We start from the raw sequence: 16,549 nt of genomic DNA, 5'->3' as shown, positions 1-16,549 counted from the left end.
GGTTAGATTCAATTATTTTAGAATCCCAAATTAAGAAAAAAATATCGAAAAGTAACCTCAAATTACATTGTCTAATTCCTGAATAAGCGGGGTAAAGGTAGCAATGAGTATTTTCTTAGTAGAATCAGTTATTTTGTATGTTTTATCAGTCCTGAATCCCACAATCCATAAGATTTCACCTTTGTTAATAAGAATCGGAATCTTTTTCTTTTGATGCACAGGGACTTTTAGATCAATTAAAAAGTCACTCACTTTTTTCATACCCTGCATACCAAACGGGTAAAATTTATCTCCGTCCTGCCAATTGCGGATCGTGAGCGGCCAGTCTATTTTATCTGCATCGATGTAGGCAATGTTTTGCGCATGCTCAAACCCTTTAAAAGATTCAATGCTAATGGTTTGGAAATGTATGGTGCCTGTAGGTACAGTATGGGTTGACTCTGGGTAAACGGGAAATTCAAAATCCGTTAGTTGCTCAATAGGTATCAACAGCCAATTCACCCGGTCTTTCTGCAGCATAAATGCCGGTGCATAATAATTTGCTCCCGGCGCCTGAAACCTGTTTTTATAGATGGTCTGGATGGTTGAAAAGTTAAAACCGAAAGGCAGCAATAATTCTGTTAAAATGGTAAACGGGGCAGGAGTGGCATCAACATCAGCAATCGTGATGCTGTAGCCATCGGGCGTGCTTTGTAAAAGCTGCTGGCGGTATTGTTGAATGTGGTGCTTAAACAATTGTTCTGTGCCTTTAAACCGTTCGGTATTCTGTTTAAAGACCTCTTCCAGGTTTGGGTTGAGGTTTTTAAGTACAGGCACAATTTTATGCCGGATTAAATTACGTGCATATTTTTCTTCCATGTTTGAACTGTCTTCCCGCCATTTCAGATTATTTTCTTCTGCATAGCTGCGTATTTTATCTCTGCCGGCAAATAACAACGGACGTATAATCTCCCCGTTTTTTTCAGGAATGCCATGTAAACCGGCAATACCGGTGCCGCGGCTTAAATTGATCAATGTTGTTTCAATAATGTCATTGAGCTGATGCGCCGTAGCGATGGCTGCATAGCCATATTGCCTGGCCAATTCTTTAAACCAGGTATACCGCAGTTCCCGGGCAGCCATTTGAATGGATAAGGCATTATTGGATGCAAAGGCACTGGTATCAAAACGTTTAACATGAATGGAAATACCCTGTTTAATGGCTAAATCGGATACAAACTGTTCATCTCCATCAGATTCGCTTCCGCGTAAGGAGAAATTGCAGTGCGCCACCCCAAATGAAAAACCGGCTTTTACGAACAGATCAAACAATACAATGGAGTCAATTCCCCCGCTAACAGTAAGTAAAATTTTCTCATTTGAAGAAAAAAGTTGTTTCTCTGAAATAAATTGGCGCAATTCGTGCAACATAGGTTAAATATACAATTTAATTATTTTTGTAAAATGATTACATCCATGTTTCTACGAATATCTTTAATTATACTACTGGTAATGGGTTTTTTAAATGGAGGCGATTGTTTTGCGCAGACACCTTCAGAAAAAATCGAATTAATACAAGCCGGCGCCTTAATGGGCAGCGAAGGTAAGGAAGCCTATGTAAAACTAAAGGATCATGTTATATTCAAACAGGGAGAAATGTTTTTGTATTGTGACTCGGCGTTTCAGTATGCAAAGACAAACTATGTGGAAGCGTTTGGTCACGTACGCCTGGTACAGGGCGATACATTAACCATGACCTGTAATAAACTGGAATATGATGGTAACACGAAAAAAGCAAAAGCAATCGGTGATGTTATATTGATTGATAAACAAACGATCTTAAAAACAACTGCGTTAAACTACGATCGTGAAGGTAAAAATGTAAGTTATTTTTCCGGTGCCAATATCAGTGATAAAGGAAATAACCTAACCAGTACTATTGGTGTATACAATACAGGTACAAAAATATTCACGTTTAAAAAGAACGTACACATTACCAACCCCGGACAAGGTTTCCTGCTAGATGCCGATACGTTGCAATATAATTCTCAATCCCGCCTTGCCACGTTTAGGGGCGAAACCAAGATCACCACAAAAGATGGTGTGATTAAATCAAAAGAAGGATCGTACAATACCGCAACTTCAGTGATGTACTTTGGGGGCAGGGCACAGGTCTTTTCAGGAGACAATACCATTTCCGGAAATAAAATTGACTACGATGAAAAGACAAAACTTGGTGTTGTAACCGGAGAAGTTAAAATTGAAAATAAAAAAGACAGCATTACCGTACTTGGGCAGCACGCCAAATACACAGGAAAGAACGGGTATTCAATCGTTTCCGGAAATCCCTTAATGTATCAGGTTAATAATACAGATACGTTATTTTTAAAAGCAGATACATTGGTTTCAATTAATGATACCATTAAAAAAATAAAATTACTCAAGGCGTATTATCATGTGCAGCTTTTCCGTAAAGACATGCAGGCACGGTGTGATTCTCTGGTATATAATTTTTATGATTCAACCATTTATTTATATACCAATCCTGTGTTGTGGAACGGCGAAAATCAGCTGGTGGCAGATTCTATCTGGATGGTTCAGAAAAACGGTAAGATGCATACCATGCACATGCATGTTAATGCATTCGTGATTTCAAAAGATACCATTGATAATTTTAATCAGATCAAGGGCCGGCAGATAACCGCTTTTTTTGCCAATAATCACATCAGTAAAATTTTAGTGGAAGGAAATGCAGAAAGTATTTACCATGCACTTGAAGGTGAAAAAAAACTGATGGGCGTGAACAAGGCTGAAGCAGGTTCCATCGTTGTACTATTTAAAGATGATAAATTGAGTACCATAACCTATGTGACCAAACCTGATGCTGCTTTTATTCCGCCACAAGAACTTAAACCTGAGGATGTTAAATTGAAGGGTTTTAAATGGCGGATCAAAGAACGTCCAACCAAGGAGACAGTGATAGGAACTAATTTAAAATGAGTTAGTTAACTCTCTTTGACGATATTGTAATAACAAAAATCATTTCGTATATTTGCAAGCTATGCCTTTTAAGAGTGTTTTGAGATTTTCTGTTTGCGCGCTGATTGTTTTTCTGCAAGTGTCTTGCGGTAAGTTTAATCATTTGCAAAAAACAGGTACACCTCAGGAAAAGTTAACTGCAGCCATTGAGTACTATAACAACGGTGATAACTATAAAGCAGGTGTATTGCTGGAAGACATAACTCCTATTTTAAAAGGAAAAGGAGAAGCAGAAACGGCGTTATATTATTTGGCGAACAATTATTATAAGCAAAAGCAATACATGATGAGCGCTTATTACTTCAAGGATTTTTATTTGACTTATCCAAGAAGTAAATATGTAGAAGAAACCATGTACATGAATGTATATTCGTTGTATCTGAACTCGCCTGAGTATAATCTGGATCAGACAAGTACGTATGATTGTTTAAAAGCAATGACTACTTTTCTGACACGTTATCCGAAGACGATTTATCTGGATCAATGTAATGCAATTGTTGATGAACTGAATGCAAAATTGATGCACAAGGCGTTTGAACATTCCATGATGTATCATAAAGTAGGAAATTATAAATCAGCGGTTGTCGCTATCGGCAACTTCGTTAATGAATATCCCAATTCCATTTATGGGGAAAAAGCATACTTCACACGTTTTACGTCTCAATATCATTTAGCTAAAAATAGTGTGGAAGGGAAAATTCAGGAAGAAAGATATATACTTGCCATTGAGTTTTATCAGATATTCATGGATAAGTACCCTACTACCATTCACAAAAAAGCTGCCAGCGAGATGTATGATGATATCATAAAGCGTTTGGAGAAGATTAAATTAAAATAAGTACATTCAATTAACACAACATATAGAGTGAAATCACCAATTGTATCCGCAAACTTAGTTACCAGAGACAACGATAAGATCGCTGAAAAAACTGGCAATATTTATGAATCACTTGTGGTAATTTCTAGACGCGCTAGACAAATTTCTATCAAGATAAAAGAAGAATTAAACTCTAAGCTGGCTGAGTTTGCTTCAAAAGAAGATAACTTGGAAGAGATATTTGAAAACCGTGAACAAATTGAAATTTCTAAATACTACGAACGAATGCCAAAGCCTTCTACATTGGCTACAGAAGAGTTTTTAGAAGATAAAGTAATGTTCCGTCATACAGGTATTGCTTCGGCAACACCTAGAAAAGAAGACGAAAAATAAGGAATTATATGACATTACGCGGACGGAAAATTCTGTTGGCGGTATGTGGTAGTATCGCAGCATACAAGTCTGCGTTAATTGTCCGGATTCTTAAAAAACAAGGGGCAGAAGTGCGTGTAATAATGACGCCTTCTGCCCTTACTTTTATCACGCCACTTACCCTTTCAACCTTATCTGAAAATCCTGTTGCGCACGCCTTCACCGAAGGCGATCAGGGTGTCTGGAACAACCATGTTGAATTGGCTCTTTGGGCAGATGTAATGCTCATTGCACCTGCGTCTGAAAATACCATCGGCAAAATGGCATCTGGTATTTGCGATAACTTAGTGCTCTCCGTTTATTTCTCTGCTAAATGCCCTGTTTATGTTTGTCCTGCAATGGATTTAGACATGTACAAGCATGTTACCACACAGCAGAATCTTGTCAGGCTTCAACAGCATGGCGTGCGGCTGATCGATGCTGAATCAGGTGAATTGGCAAGTGGGTTAATCGGTCAAGGCAGGTTGGCAGAGCCGGAAAACATTGTTGAAATTATTGAGGCAGATTTTGGAACGAAAGCTCCGTTACTACATAAGAAAATACTCATTACGGCTGGTCCTACATACGAAGCCTTAGATCCGGTACGTTTTATTGGAAACCATTCATCCGGTAAAATGGGGCTTGCCCTGGTTAAAGAAGCATGGAAGATGGGTGCAGAGGTAACATTGGTTTGCGGGCCGGTAAATGAAGAATTGTTGCGTATGTTACCGGCTTCTGTTCAGTTGCATAAAATTGTTTCAGGGCAGCAAATGTTTGATGTTGTTCAGGCTGAAATTGAAAAACAGGATGTAGCTATATTTGCTGCAGCTGTTGCCGATTATACACCGGAACAGGTTTCTGATATCAAAATTAAAAAAGCAGAAGATTCGTTTACGATTCGTTTAAAGAAGAATCCGGACATAGCAAAAACGTGCGGAGAAAAGAAAAAGGACCATCAGCTGTTTGTTGGTTTTGCATTGGAAACAAACGATGAGGAAACACATGCTCTAAAAAAACTGCAGTCTAAAAATTTAGATGCCATTGTTTTAAATTCATTAAATGATACCGGAGCTGGTTTTGCGGGTGATACCAATAAGATTACTATTTATGCAAAAGATAAGGAGCCGTTTCACTCTCAATTGTTAAGCAAAGAATATATTGCAAAGGATATATTAAATTATTTGTTGTTGCTATGAAAAAATTAGTACCGGTTATCATTAGCTTCTTTTTTATTCTTTCTGTTGCGCATGTATATGCCCAGGGAGAGTTATATATGAATGTTACCATTGACGCCTCTCAGATTCCGGATATTCAGGAGTCGGTTGTTACGGATATGAAACAAACGATTACCCGTTTTTTGAATGACCGTAAATGGACCAACGATGAATTTCAGGTAGAAGAACGTATCCGGGGAAACATATCTATCACCATTACGGGACAGCCCGCTCCGTATTCTTATGCCGCTACACTGCAGGTTCAGTCTTCACGCCCTGTTTACGGAACTTCGTATGAAACGATTTTACTGAATTACTTTGATAAAAATTTTAATTTTGAACTGAACATAGGTGAACCATTAAATTATAATGACAATATGTTTACTTCTAATCTTACTTCTATGTTAGCTTTCTATGCCAATATTATTCTGGCACTGGATTACGACAGCTTTGGAAAATTAGGCGGACAAACATACGTTGAAAAAGCATATAATATTGCCAACATATCTTTACAGGCAGGTGGCGGCTGGTCACAATCCGGGGATGCCAATAACAGAGCAGCACTGATTGAAAATTTGAACAGCCAATTGTTATTGCCGTTCAGACAGAATTTTTATAATTACCACAGACTTGGATTAGATATTTATTTAAGTGATCCGGCAAAAGCACGCTTACAGATTGTTGGAATGTTTAAAGCCTTAAATGAAGTAATTAAACTGAAGCCCTATTCAACATTGATCCGCAGCTTTTTTTTAGCGAAGCGGGATGAAATCATCAACATTTTCAGAGATGCTGATACAGAACAAAAAAATGAAGTGGTGAATTTGTTGCGGGTACTTGATCCGCTGAATTCAGAGCGATATGCTACAATTTTACGATAAGTTACAAACGTACTTGTTTGTATAGCGATACCTTATTAATTTGCTTGTATGGGAAAGCGATTACAACGGATTGGTATTAGTGACATTCGGGCAAATATGCAGCATCTGATTGATACGGATGTACATCTTGTTCTGAAAGACGGAGCCACTTATTATGGCATAATCACTGCCTGGAAAAATGACTCATTTGAATTTAAAGATTTCAGAAACAGCAAACACCATTTTTTACTTGCAGATGTTTTTGAAATAGTTGTTGATAAATTAGCTGCGTATTAAGCCATGCTTCAAAACTTAGTTATTCAAAATTATTCACTTATTGAAGATCTGGAGCTAGCTCCTTCAGCAAACTTTAATATTATAACAGGTGAAACCGGCGCGGGTAAATCCATTATGCTTGGTGCTGTTGGCTTGTTGCTTGGTAATCGCGCAGACACGAAAGTGTTATTGCATACAGACCGCAAATGCATTATTGAAGGAACGTTTCAGATCGGTTCGTATAAATTAGAAACGTTATTTGAAGAGTATGATCTGGATTATACCAATCAGTGTATCATCCGCCGGGAGATAAGCAGCAATGGGAAGTCCCGGGCATTTATCAATGATACACCGGTTACACTGGATGCCTTAAAAAAACTGGGCGATTATTTAATGGATGTGCATTCGCAGCACGATACATTGTTGCTGGGCAGTGTTGCCTATCAACTATCCCTGCTGGATGGCTTTGCTTCTAATCAATCAGCTCTTAAGGATTATCAGCAGGCGTTTAAAAAATACAAAGACTTACAGCACCGGTTTCAGCTGAAAAAAAATGAACTGCAGGAATTGCAGCAGCAAGCCGACTATAACCAGTTTATCTATACAGAACTTGCAGAGGCAGCGCTGATAGAAGGGGAGATGGAAGCGAAGGAAGCGGAGCTCAAAAAGATAGAGCACGCGGAAGATATAAAGCAAAAACTGGAAGCTACGCTGGATGCGTTAAGTAATTCCGAACAAAGTATTTTATCAACCCTGCAGAATTACAACAAACAGCTTCAATCGATTAAGCAATGGTCCATTGCTTACGAAACACTGGCAAACCGACTGCAGTCTGTTTTTGTTGAACTGAAAGATATAGAAGCAGAACTTGAAGCAGAATCTGCGCAGGTAGAATTTAATCCAAAGCTTATTCCGCCTATTGAAGAGCGGTTGAACAGCATATATTCCTTACTTAAAAAGCATCGTGTACAAACAGTTTCCGAATTGCTGATACTTGAAAAAACGCTTGAAGGCAAAGTGGTTTCATTGGATCAATTAAATGAAGAAGTGCTACAGCTTGAGAAAGAAGTTAAGCATACGTATGACGTTGTGCTTAGCAAAGCTAAAGTAGTTTCTGAAAACAGGATCAAAGCGGTGCCGAAATTTGAACAATCGGTTAAAGCGCTGTTAAAAGAATTGTCGATGCCCGATGCCCACATTCAGCTGGTGTTGAGTGCAGATGCACCTACTATGTACGGTATTGACAAAATCAATATGCTGTTTAGTGCAAACAAAGGTGTGGCACCTAATGAGCTGAAACAAGTTGCTTCCGGCGGTGAATTTTCAAGGTTGATGCTGGCGATTAAATATGTGCTGGCAGATAAGGTAGCGTTGCCGACAATTATTTTTGATGAAATTGATACCGGTATTTCCGGTGAAGTATCGATCAAAATGGGTAAAATGATCCGGGAGATGTCTGCCCGTCACCAGGTGGTAGTTATCACACATTTGCCGCAGATTGCATCCATGGGTGACAAGCATTATTTTGTATTTAAAGATGCCAGCGGCGAACGTTCGGTAAGTAAGATGAAAGAATTGCTTGCAAAGGAGCGGGTTACAGAGATAGCCAAAATGATCGGGGGTGAAAAACCAAGCGAAACGGCTCTGAAGAATGCAATGGAAATGCTTGAATCGAAATAAGGCGCTGCAAATAAAATTGTATATTTGATATTCGTTTTATTACTAACTCATAATCAAACTATACATGGCTTACAATTTGTTGAAGGGTAAAAGAGGAATTATTTTTGGTGCTTTGGACGAAAACTCCATTGCCTGGAAAGTGGCTCAGCGTGCGCACGAAGAAGGTGCAGTATTTACACTTACAAATGCTCCGATAGCGATGCGTATGGGGGAAATAAATAAACTGGCTGAAGCATGTGGCGCAGTGGTAATACCCGCAGATGCTACATCCATTGAGGAATTAGAAAATCTCTTTGACAAATCTATGGAAATTCTGGGTGGCAAAATAGACTTTATTTTACACTCCATCGGCATGAGCCCGAACATCCGCAAAGGCAAGGAATATGGTGATATGAATTACGATTGGTTTTTGAAAACCTTAGATGTATCGGCATTATCCTTTCATAAAATCATGCATGTTGCAGAGAAGAAAGATGCGATGAATGAATATGGTTCTATCCTTGCCTTATCCTACATTGCCGCACAACGTGTTTTCCCGGATTATACCGACATGGCCGATGCCAAGTCAACACTTGAATCCATTGCCAGAGGATATGGCGCACGGTTTGCAAAATTGAAAAAAGTACGTGTGAATACAATCTCTCAATCTCCTACTAAAACTACAGCGGGCAAAGGCATTTCAGGTTTTGGGGCTTTTTATGATTTCGCTGATCTTATGTCGCCGCTGGGTAATGCCAGTGCAGATGAATGTGCCGGTTATTCCATTGTGCTCTTCTCTGATTTAACGCGTAAAGTTACCATGCAGAATCTGATGCATGACGGAGGTTTTTCTTCCACAGGTATGACCCCCGAAATCATGCAGCTGTTTGAAGACCGAACAAACAGCTGATATGAAATAAATATATTATAAAGCCATCCACGAATTATATGGATGGCTTTTCTGTTTACATTACAGGAATTAATCTTTCGGCTTTATGACATACAGATCGGTATATATAATCATGCTCTTAATGACTGTAAGCAGTGCAGTTGCGGCTCAGCAGCCGGGCCGTGTATATCCGGCAATACCAGCGATGGATGGGGAAGGTGCAGAAGTGCTGCGGTTGTTTCCGGGTAAATTTGTGAAGCATGCGGATCCGTTTATTTTACTGGACGACTTTACCGTGTCTCCTCCGGTGGGTTTTCCAACACACAAGCATATAGGTTTTGAAGCCATTACCTACATGATTGAAGGCAGTTTTGTTCATAAAGACAATATTGGAAACAACGATACAGTATATGCAGGCCAGGCACAGCGCTTTACGGCAGGCAGTGGTCTATTGCATTCTGAAATGCCAGGCGCATCAGCTGTGAACAGAGGCTTACAGCTCTGGGTGAATATTCCGGCAGCGGCTAAAGCAGCAGAGCCAACATATCAATTAGTAGAAACACTTCCCGTTGAGTCAGCTGATAGCACACGCATTGTACGTACCATAGCTGGTAAAGGATCTGTGCTGCAAGTGCATTGTGGCTGCGACCTTTCTTACCTCGACATTCAATTAAAGAAGAATACCATTGTGTTGACACCGGAAAGCGGATATACCTCTTTTGTATATGTGCTTGACGGAATGGTTCAGATTCATGAACACGTGGTATATGCGGGAAATTTTTATTTTTTAGAATCAGGTGTTCCAAACACGATTATTGGTGATGGTGTGCCACGCTTTGTGTATCTAAGTGCGAAGCCGCTAAACCAGAAGATTAAGCAGCGTGGCCCTTATGTTTATTAATACGATGAAGATTGATACAGATAATATAGAAACATATAATTATGACTTGCCGGTTGAGCGTATTGCAGAATATCCGTTAGCGGAACGCGATCAATCAAAGCTGTTGGTTTATAAAGACGATCATATTTCAGATAAAACCTTTTCATCCATTGTAGATGAACTGCCCAGGAACACATTGCTTGTATTTAATAATACACGTGTTGTGCAGGCACGGTTTTTATTTCAGACACCAACAGGTGCAACGGTAGAGATCTTCAGCCTGGAACCTGCTGAAGGGCATGGCGGACCTGCAGAGAGCATGAGCGCGCGCGGAAAAGTTATCTGGAAATGTTTTGTCGGAAATGCGAAACGATGGAAACAGCCGGAGTTGATCCGTGAAGTACAGCTCGAAAATGGAAGCATGCTTTCTTTCCATGCAAGACAAATAGAACAAAAAGCAGATTACTACCTTATAGGATTTTCCTGGAATCTGGAGGACATCACGTTTTCAGAAATATTTTCTTTGCTGGGAGATTTGCCTTTGCCTCCTTACATGAAGCGTAAAACAGAAGCATCCGATAAAGAGCGGTATCAAACGGTTTATGCAAAGCATGAAGGCTCAGTAGCCGCGCCAACAGCGGGCCTGCACTTTACAGACGCGATTATGCAGCGGTTAGCCGAAAAAGGAATTCAAAAACAGGAAGTCACACTGCATGTAGGAGCAGGTACATTCAAGCCTGTTAAAACAGATTCTATAAAAGAACACACCATGCACAGTGAATACATTCATGTAAACCGTGCGACAGTGGAGTTGTTAAAGAATGCAGATAATCTGCAGGTAACTCCCGTAGGTACAACATCCATGCGTACGCTCGAAAGCCTTTATTGGCTGGGCTGCAAGCTGTGTAGCAAAGCTGCATTAACAGGTAAACTACTTGAACTGACACAATGGGATGCCTATGAATTACCAGCCTTATCTCTTCGGGAGGCGATGGAAGAATTGTTAAAGTATATCAATACATCTTCTGATAAAAACGCGCTTTCTGCTAAAACAGCACTGTTAATTAAGCCGGGGTATGAATTTAAAGTATGTGATGCCATCATTACCAACTTTCATCAACCTAAAAGTACCTTGCTGTGTTTAGTTTCTGCGTTTATTGGAATTGAATCTATGAATAAGGTTTACCATTTTGCTCTGGAAAACGATTACCGGTTTCTGAGTTATGGAGACAGTTCATTATTGTTTAAACACCCGCACTGTTCGTAATAATTAGTTAATAAAAGATATATACATTTAAGTGAATTTATCACTTCTCTAAATTCACTTATGTGAATTTTTCCACATTCAAACTAACAAATATGATATTGCCAATACTTATTATTACATACTCCATTTTAGTTTTACACGTAAATTTTACTTTATAACATAGTTATTAACATTTGTTAAATTATGGTTCTTTATCAAGAATATATTTAACTTTATCAAGAATATTGATGTTTCCAAATTGTTAAATTAGTGGTGCTCTGAGTACTGAAAAAGTCAAGCCTTAAGTATGATTTTTTACTAAAATATTTTTTCACATCTTTGTCATCCCTTGAAAAACGAAGGAATAAAATTTTTAAACACCCTTAGGATATGATTGATGTAAGAGACTGTAAATCAGTTTGGAACAGTTGTTTGGAGTACATCAGACAATGTGTTGGAGACCAAAGTTTTAAGACTTGGTTTGAGCCCGTTGAGCCCTTGATGTTAGTTAATAATGTCTTAACAATCCAGGTTCCAAGCCAGTTTTTTTATGAATGGTTGGAAGAACATTACGTTCATGTACTTAGAAAGGCAATAGATGAGCAATTAGGACCAGATGGCAGGTTAGAATACCAGATTTTGGTGGATAAAAACGATTTAAATCGTAAATCTTATGGTACAACCTTACATAAAGGTAGTATTATTTCAAGATCGATTAACCCTGGTGTATCTAAAGAAACGAAACAAGAGGTGCCAGCAGTTAGTCAACCGATCGATTCTCAATTAAATGCGAGTTATTCATTTGATACATTCATCGAGGGGGATTGTAACAAATTAGCTCGTTCTGCAGGTTTGGCTGTTGCAAATAAACCAGGTGTAACATCTTTTAACCCGCTTTTGGTGTACGGAAACGTTGGTTTAGGGAAAACACACTTAGTTCAGGCAATAGGCAACCAGATTAAGAAAAACCACGCTGATAAGAAGGTGTTATACATGCCGTCTGAGCGTTTCTTAAGCCAGTTTATTGAGGCAATGAAGAACAACCAGTCTCAGGAGTTTACAAATCAATTCTTAGGATTGGATGTATTGATTCTGGATGATGTTCAATTCTTATCCGGAAAAGAAAAAACACAGGAAATTTTCTTCCATATATTTAATCACCTGCACCAATCAGGCAAGCAAATCATTATTACCAGTGATTGCGCGCCAAAAGATATTAAAGGTTTACAGGAGCGTTTGTTGTCCCGTTTTAAATGGGGTTTGAGCGCAGATCTTCAGGTGCCGGATTATGAAACGCGTAATGCGATCATCTGTAAGAAAATGCAATTTGAAGGTATTGAAATTGCAGCGGATGTAATTGATTATCTTGCTTACAGCGTAGATACAAACATGCGTGATCTGGAAGGTGTTGTAAACTCTCTTATTGCACAGCATACGCTAAGCGGCCGTCAGATTGATCTTGAGCTTGCAAAGCAAATCATTCAGAATATTGTACAGAATGTAGAGACAGAAGTTAATATCGATTATATTCAGAAATTTGTTTCGGAATACTTTGCTGTAACAATCGAGCAAATGAAAGATAAAACGCGCAAGAGAGAAATCGTTATTGCCCGTCAGGTTGCTATGTATTTCACAAAGGAATATACCAATATGTCTTTAAAGTCTATTGGAAATCATTTCGGTGGCCGTGATCACAGTACTGTAATCCATGCATTAACGTCTGTTAGTGATTTAATGGATACCGATAAAAAATTCAGAGCTACCATGCAGGATTTGATTAAGAAAATAAAAATCAAATCGGCGTAAGCCTTACAACTTTAATTGTCAGAGATAATCCTCTATTTGAAAAAACCGGACGCCATGCCGGTTTTTTTATTTTAACCTAATGAACAAAGCCCATGATATCTCATATCACGGGCTTTGTTCATTAATAGGATGTATTATGAAATGTATTATTTTACACGCTCGTATACAAGAGATGTTTTATCCGGACTGGTGATTTGAATTTTACCCGGAGCCAATTCTTTTAATTCCATTTTTTCAGAAAAGTCAGCTTGCTTTTCACTTTTTGTCTGAAGATATTTTTCAGCGGTTATTTTCCATACGCCTTTAGAATCAGATTCTCCGCTTTCAATATAGGTGAAATCACTTTTAAATTCCATAAACGAATCACCCAGTATTTCTTTGGTACTCATGGCTGGTTTTCCTGCTGTTTGTATGGTTTTCAATTCCCATTTGCCAAGCAGTGTTTTATTAAAATCAACGCATGTAAAACTCATTAAAAAGAATGCTAAAAAGGCAATGCCAGAGATTTGTTTCATTGTGTTTTTCATAATCATATTTAGGTTTGTAGTTAAAAATAATACTGGTAAATAGCGCGGGAACCACTGCTGGCAATACCTTCAATGATTACCTGCCCGCGAATGTTCTCAAGAATGCTTGCCACTTCAGCCGGCGTTGATACAGGTGTACGGTTAATCGATGTAATAATAAACCCTTCCTGTAAGCCAAGCCTGCTGATCAAGCCACTGCGAACGGCAACGATACGCACACCATTTGCGAGACCCATTTTTTCTTTCTCTACCTTAGGCAGCGTACTGAAATCGGCACCTAAGGATTGAGAGGAAAATACTTCGTGTTTAACAATTTCCGTGTTGCCATCTTCATTTGTTAATGTCACATAAGCTTCTTTAAGTACGTGATCTCTCTTATAGGTAATTTTAATTTTTTCACCCGGTGATTTGTATGCAATATATTCATCAAAATCGCTTCGTGAAGTTATTGATTTATCATTTAATTTAAGGAGAACATCATTTTTTTGCAAGCCTGCTTTTTCTGCAGCAGAACCCTTTTGAAGATAGGTGATATAGGTTCCATCCAGATCAGAAAGTTTTAATTCTTTTGCAATTGTAGAATTTACTTCGCTTACTTCTAATCCGATAAATGCTTTTTGAACAACACCATATTTAATCAGATCAGCAACGATTTTTTTTACAATATCTACCGGAACTGAAAACCCATAACCGGTGTAGCTACCTGTTTTAGATAAGATAGCTGTATTAATACCGATAAGTTCACCTTTTGTATTTACAAGTGCTCCGCCGGAATTGCCGGGATTAATTGCAGCATCTGTCTGTATAAAGGATTCGATAGGGAAGCTGCTGTTTACAATATTAATATTTCTTCCTTTAGCAGAAACAATACCAGCCGTGACCGTGGAGGTGAGGTTAAATGGATTGCCAACGGCAAGAACCCATTCACCGATTTTTATATCTGCCGAACTTCCGATTTTAACTGCAGGAAGATTTTCGCCTTCAATTTTTAATACCGCCAGATCAGAGGAGGGATCTATACCAACAATTTTCGCTGTATAGGTAGTTCTGTTGTGTACCACTTCAATCTTGGTTGCCCGCTGAATAACGTGGTTATTGGTAATGATGTAGCCGTCTGCAGAATAAATAACACCGGAACCTGATCCGGCAACAAAATTATTACCATTGCCATTAAAATACCAGTCAAACCAATTGTTCGTATTTTGGTTGGCAGAAACGGTCGTTATATACACAACACTGGGTGTACTGATTGCAGAAGCAAGCGTGAAATCCGTAGCAGTATTACTTTGAACAGGGCTGCTATAAGCCGCCTGATGCACGATCGGGACAATGGTCTGATCTGTAGTAGTGCTGCTGTTAACGGGTACGGTTTTATGAAACAGCGCAGCGCCTGAGAATCCCGCAATTATTGAAATCAATAAGAATACAAAATGTTTCATTGGTTGTTAATTAAAATGTTAATCCGCCTAAATAATATTAAATTTAGCAATTCTTTTTAAAGAAATAAACTACGTACATGAGATACAATTCAATTCTGTTTCTAATCGCGGCTTCAATTATTGCGATGATTTTTTGGATATTGGTTGACAATACCTATGATGCGGGAGATAGTATCACACATTATGCAATTGCACATTATTCCTGGAGACATCCCTATCTACTCTTTGATAACTGGGGTAAGCCGGTATTCACCATTCTATCTTCTCCGTTTGCACAATTTGGATGGAAAGGCATTACGTTTTTTAATTCATGTACAGGTATACTAGCCTGCTGGCTGATTGCTGAAATAATACACAAATTAAAATGGCGTGTTTCACCTTATGCAGCATTGCTGTTGTTTTTTATACCAAACTATCCATTGGCCTTGAACTCCGGATTAACAGAGCCCTTATATGCATTGCTGCTTACCTTAACCGTTTATTATAGTGTTGTCGGGAAATACATGTTAAGTGCAATCGCCATATCTTTCCTGCCGTTTGTTAGAAGTGAAGGATTTATTTCAATAATGGTTGTTGCCGTTTTTTTTATTGCCTCAAGTAAATGGAAAGAAATACTCTACATGCTTACAGGTACACTTTGTATTTCGGTTGCAGGAATGTTTGTTCACGATAAAAATATTCTATGGGTATTTTCTACAAACCCCTATGCCGTTAGTCAGCCGGTTGATACCTATGGGGCCGGTGCGTGGAGTGATTATTTTAGTAAGCTTTACTACATGACAGGTATTCCTTTTACGGCCTTGTTCTGGATCGCGTCGATTGTTCTTACAATCATTCTGATTAAAAAAATCGGAAGTAGCCTTAAAACAGCGATCGTAAGTACAGAATATTTATTGCTCGGATTGTTTTTTTCGTTTTTCCTGGCTCACGTTGTATTCTGGAAGTTTGGTTTGTTCAACTCATTTGGCATGAGCCGGGTACTGATTTCAATCGTACCGATTGGTTTACTAATGGTCTGTTATTTATTTGACTGGTTGCTGGTATACTCCGATAAAAACATACTGACTGCCGGAATCTGTGCTTTTGTATGCGTATTGTTTCCTTTCCTGAATAATAAAAGTGCGTGGAATTTTTCGAAAGAATTTAAAGAAGATGCTGAAATAGCAGAAATTAAAAAGATTTCAAGTGATATTAGGATTGATACGTTTCAAACCGATAGAATATATTATACATCTACTCCTTTGATGGTTTTATTAAAATGTGATATTTATGATACATGTAAATATAAATTGATCAATAAATTTAAAAAAGATATAAAACCAGGTTATAGCTATATTGTTGTAAAAGATCAGTGGTCCATGAAAATGGAAAGCACGATTATGAATGAGGATCTGATTTTTGCGGGTGTTAAAAAGATTTATTCAAGACAACTTTCGGAAACAAATTCAGTTGATATTTATTCAAGTGATCAGAATGCTGCGGTATACAGAACAGGAAAGTAGAAGCT

At 38.5% G+C, this 16,549-nt stretch carries 15 protein-coding genes; 12 read left to right on the top strand and 3 right to left on the bottom strand.

All coding sequences use genetic code 11. From position 1 onward, the window contains the following. Positions 1-57: 57 nt before the first annotated feature. Positions 58-1,410 carry a tRNA lysidine(34) synthetase TilS gene (gene tilS, locus CHU_RS14675; RefSeq protein WP_011586370.1) on the bottom strand — a complete coding sequence of 451 codons (1,353 nt, stop codon included), beginning with the start codon at positions 1,408-1,410 and terminating at the stop codon, positions 58-60. 45 nt (positions 1,411-1,455) lie between these two features. On the opposite strand from tilS, the gene CHU_RS14670 reads away from it, so the two are divergent. The 11 genes from CHU_RS14670 (at position 1,456) to dnaA (ending at position 13,076) form a co-directional block, all read left to right on the top strand. After that, positions 1,456-2,979, top strand: coding sequence for an OstA-like protein (locus CHU_RS14670; RefSeq protein ID WP_049755618.1), 1,524 nt, complete (start codon positions 1,456-1,458; stop codon positions 2,977-2,979). A 79-nt stretch (positions 2,980-3,058) separates the two neighbouring features. Next, a complete protein-coding gene (locus CHU_RS14665) occupies positions 3,059-3,856 on the top strand; it encodes an outer membrane protein assembly factor BamD (protein WP_011586368.1) in 798 nt (265 codons plus the stop codon). 27 nt (positions 3,857-3,883) lie between these two features. Continuing rightward, positions 3,884-4,228 carry a DNA-directed RNA polymerase subunit omega gene (locus CHU_RS14660; protein WP_011586367.1) on the top strand — a complete coding sequence of 115 codons (345 nt, stop codon included), beginning with the start codon at positions 3,884-3,886 and terminating at the stop codon, positions 4,226-4,228. Between the two features lie 8 nt (positions 4,229-4,236). Then, complete coding sequence (gene coaBC / locus CHU_RS14655; protein WP_011586366.1) at positions 4,237-5,442, top strand: bifunctional phosphopantothenoylcysteine decarboxylase/phosphopantothenate--cysteine ligase CoaBC; 1,206 nt, start codon at positions 4,237-4,239, stop codon at positions 5,440-5,442. Continuing rightward, complete coding sequence (locus tag CHU_RS14650; RefSeq protein ID WP_011586365.1) at positions 5,439-6,341, top strand: DUF4835 family protein; 903 nt, start codon at positions 5,439-5,441, stop codon at positions 6,339-6,341. Before coaBC ends, CHU_RS14650 begins: the two co-directional genes overlap by 4 nt. Positions 6,342-6,389: 48 nt before the next feature. Beyond that, the gene (locus CHU_RS14645; RefSeq protein WP_011586364.1) at positions 6,390-6,617 is read left to right on the top strand and encodes a hypothetical protein; all 228 of its coding nucleotides are present in this window, start codon (positions 6,390-6,392) and stop codon (positions 6,615-6,617) included. A gap of 3 nt (positions 6,618-6,620) precedes the next feature. Then, positions 6,621-8,276, top strand: a complete 1,656-nt coding sequence (recN, locus tag CHU_RS14640; RefSeq protein WP_011586363.1) for a DNA repair protein RecN — start codon at positions 6,621-6,623, stop codon at positions 8,274-8,276. 64 nt (positions 8,277-8,340) lie between these two features. Beyond that, positions 8,341-9,165, top strand: a complete 825-nt coding sequence (locus tag CHU_RS14635; RefSeq protein ID WP_011586362.1) for an enoyl-ACP reductase FabI — start codon at positions 8,341-8,343, stop codon at positions 9,163-9,165. An 85-nt stretch (positions 9,166-9,250) separates the two neighbouring features. Continuing rightward, positions 9,251-10,045, top strand: a complete 795-nt coding sequence (locus CHU_RS14630; RefSeq protein WP_143144000.1) for a pirin family protein — start codon at positions 9,251-9,253, stop codon at positions 10,043-10,045. 4 nt (positions 10,046-10,049) lie between these two features. Continuing rightward, on the top strand, positions 10,050-11,291 hold the full coding sequence (locus CHU_RS14625) for an S-adenosylmethionine:tRNA ribosyltransferase-isomerase (protein ID WP_011586360.1): 1,242 nt from the start codon (positions 10,050-10,052) through the stop codon (positions 11,289-11,291). A 369-nt stretch (positions 11,292-11,660) separates the two neighbouring features. After that, a complete protein-coding gene (gene dnaA / locus CHU_RS14620) occupies positions 11,661-13,076 on the top strand; it encodes a chromosomal replication initiator protein DnaA (protein ID WP_011586359.1) in 1,416 nt (471 codons plus the stop codon). Between the two features lie 146 nt (positions 13,077-13,222). On the opposite strand, the gene CHU_RS14615 is transcribed toward dnaA, so the two are convergent. Both CHU_RS14615 and CHU_RS14610 read right to left on the bottom strand, forming a co-directional pair. Then, positions 13,223-13,591, bottom strand: coding sequence for a hypothetical protein (locus tag CHU_RS14615; protein ID WP_143144001.1), 369 nt, complete (start codon positions 13,589-13,591; stop codon positions 13,223-13,225). 32 nt (positions 13,592-13,623) lie between these two features. Next, positions 13,624-15,042 carry a trypsin-like peptidase domain-containing protein gene (locus CHU_RS14610; protein ID WP_011586357.1) on the bottom strand — a complete coding sequence of 473 codons (1,419 nt, stop codon included), beginning with the start codon at positions 15,040-15,042 and terminating at the stop codon, positions 13,624-13,626. Between the two features lie 77 nt (positions 15,043-15,119). Here CHU_RS14610 and CHU_RS14605 point away from each other — a divergent pair, with 77 nt between their 5' ends. After that, on the top strand, positions 15,120-16,544 hold the full coding sequence (locus CHU_RS14605) for a hypothetical protein (protein WP_011586356.1): 1,425 nt from the start codon (positions 15,120-15,122) through the stop codon (positions 16,542-16,544). The last annotated feature ends 5 nt before the right edge of the window (positions 16,545-16,549 follow it).

It is taken from the genome of Cytophaga hutchinsonii ATCC 33406 (assembly GCF_000014145.1).
In the GTDB taxonomy this organism is placed as follows: domain Bacteria; phylum Bacteroidota; class Bacteroidia; order Cytophagales; family Cytophagaceae; genus Cytophaga; species Cytophaga hutchinsonii.
Note: the sequence above shows the minus strand (reverse complement) of the source record. Positions and strands in the feature narration are given on the sequence as shown.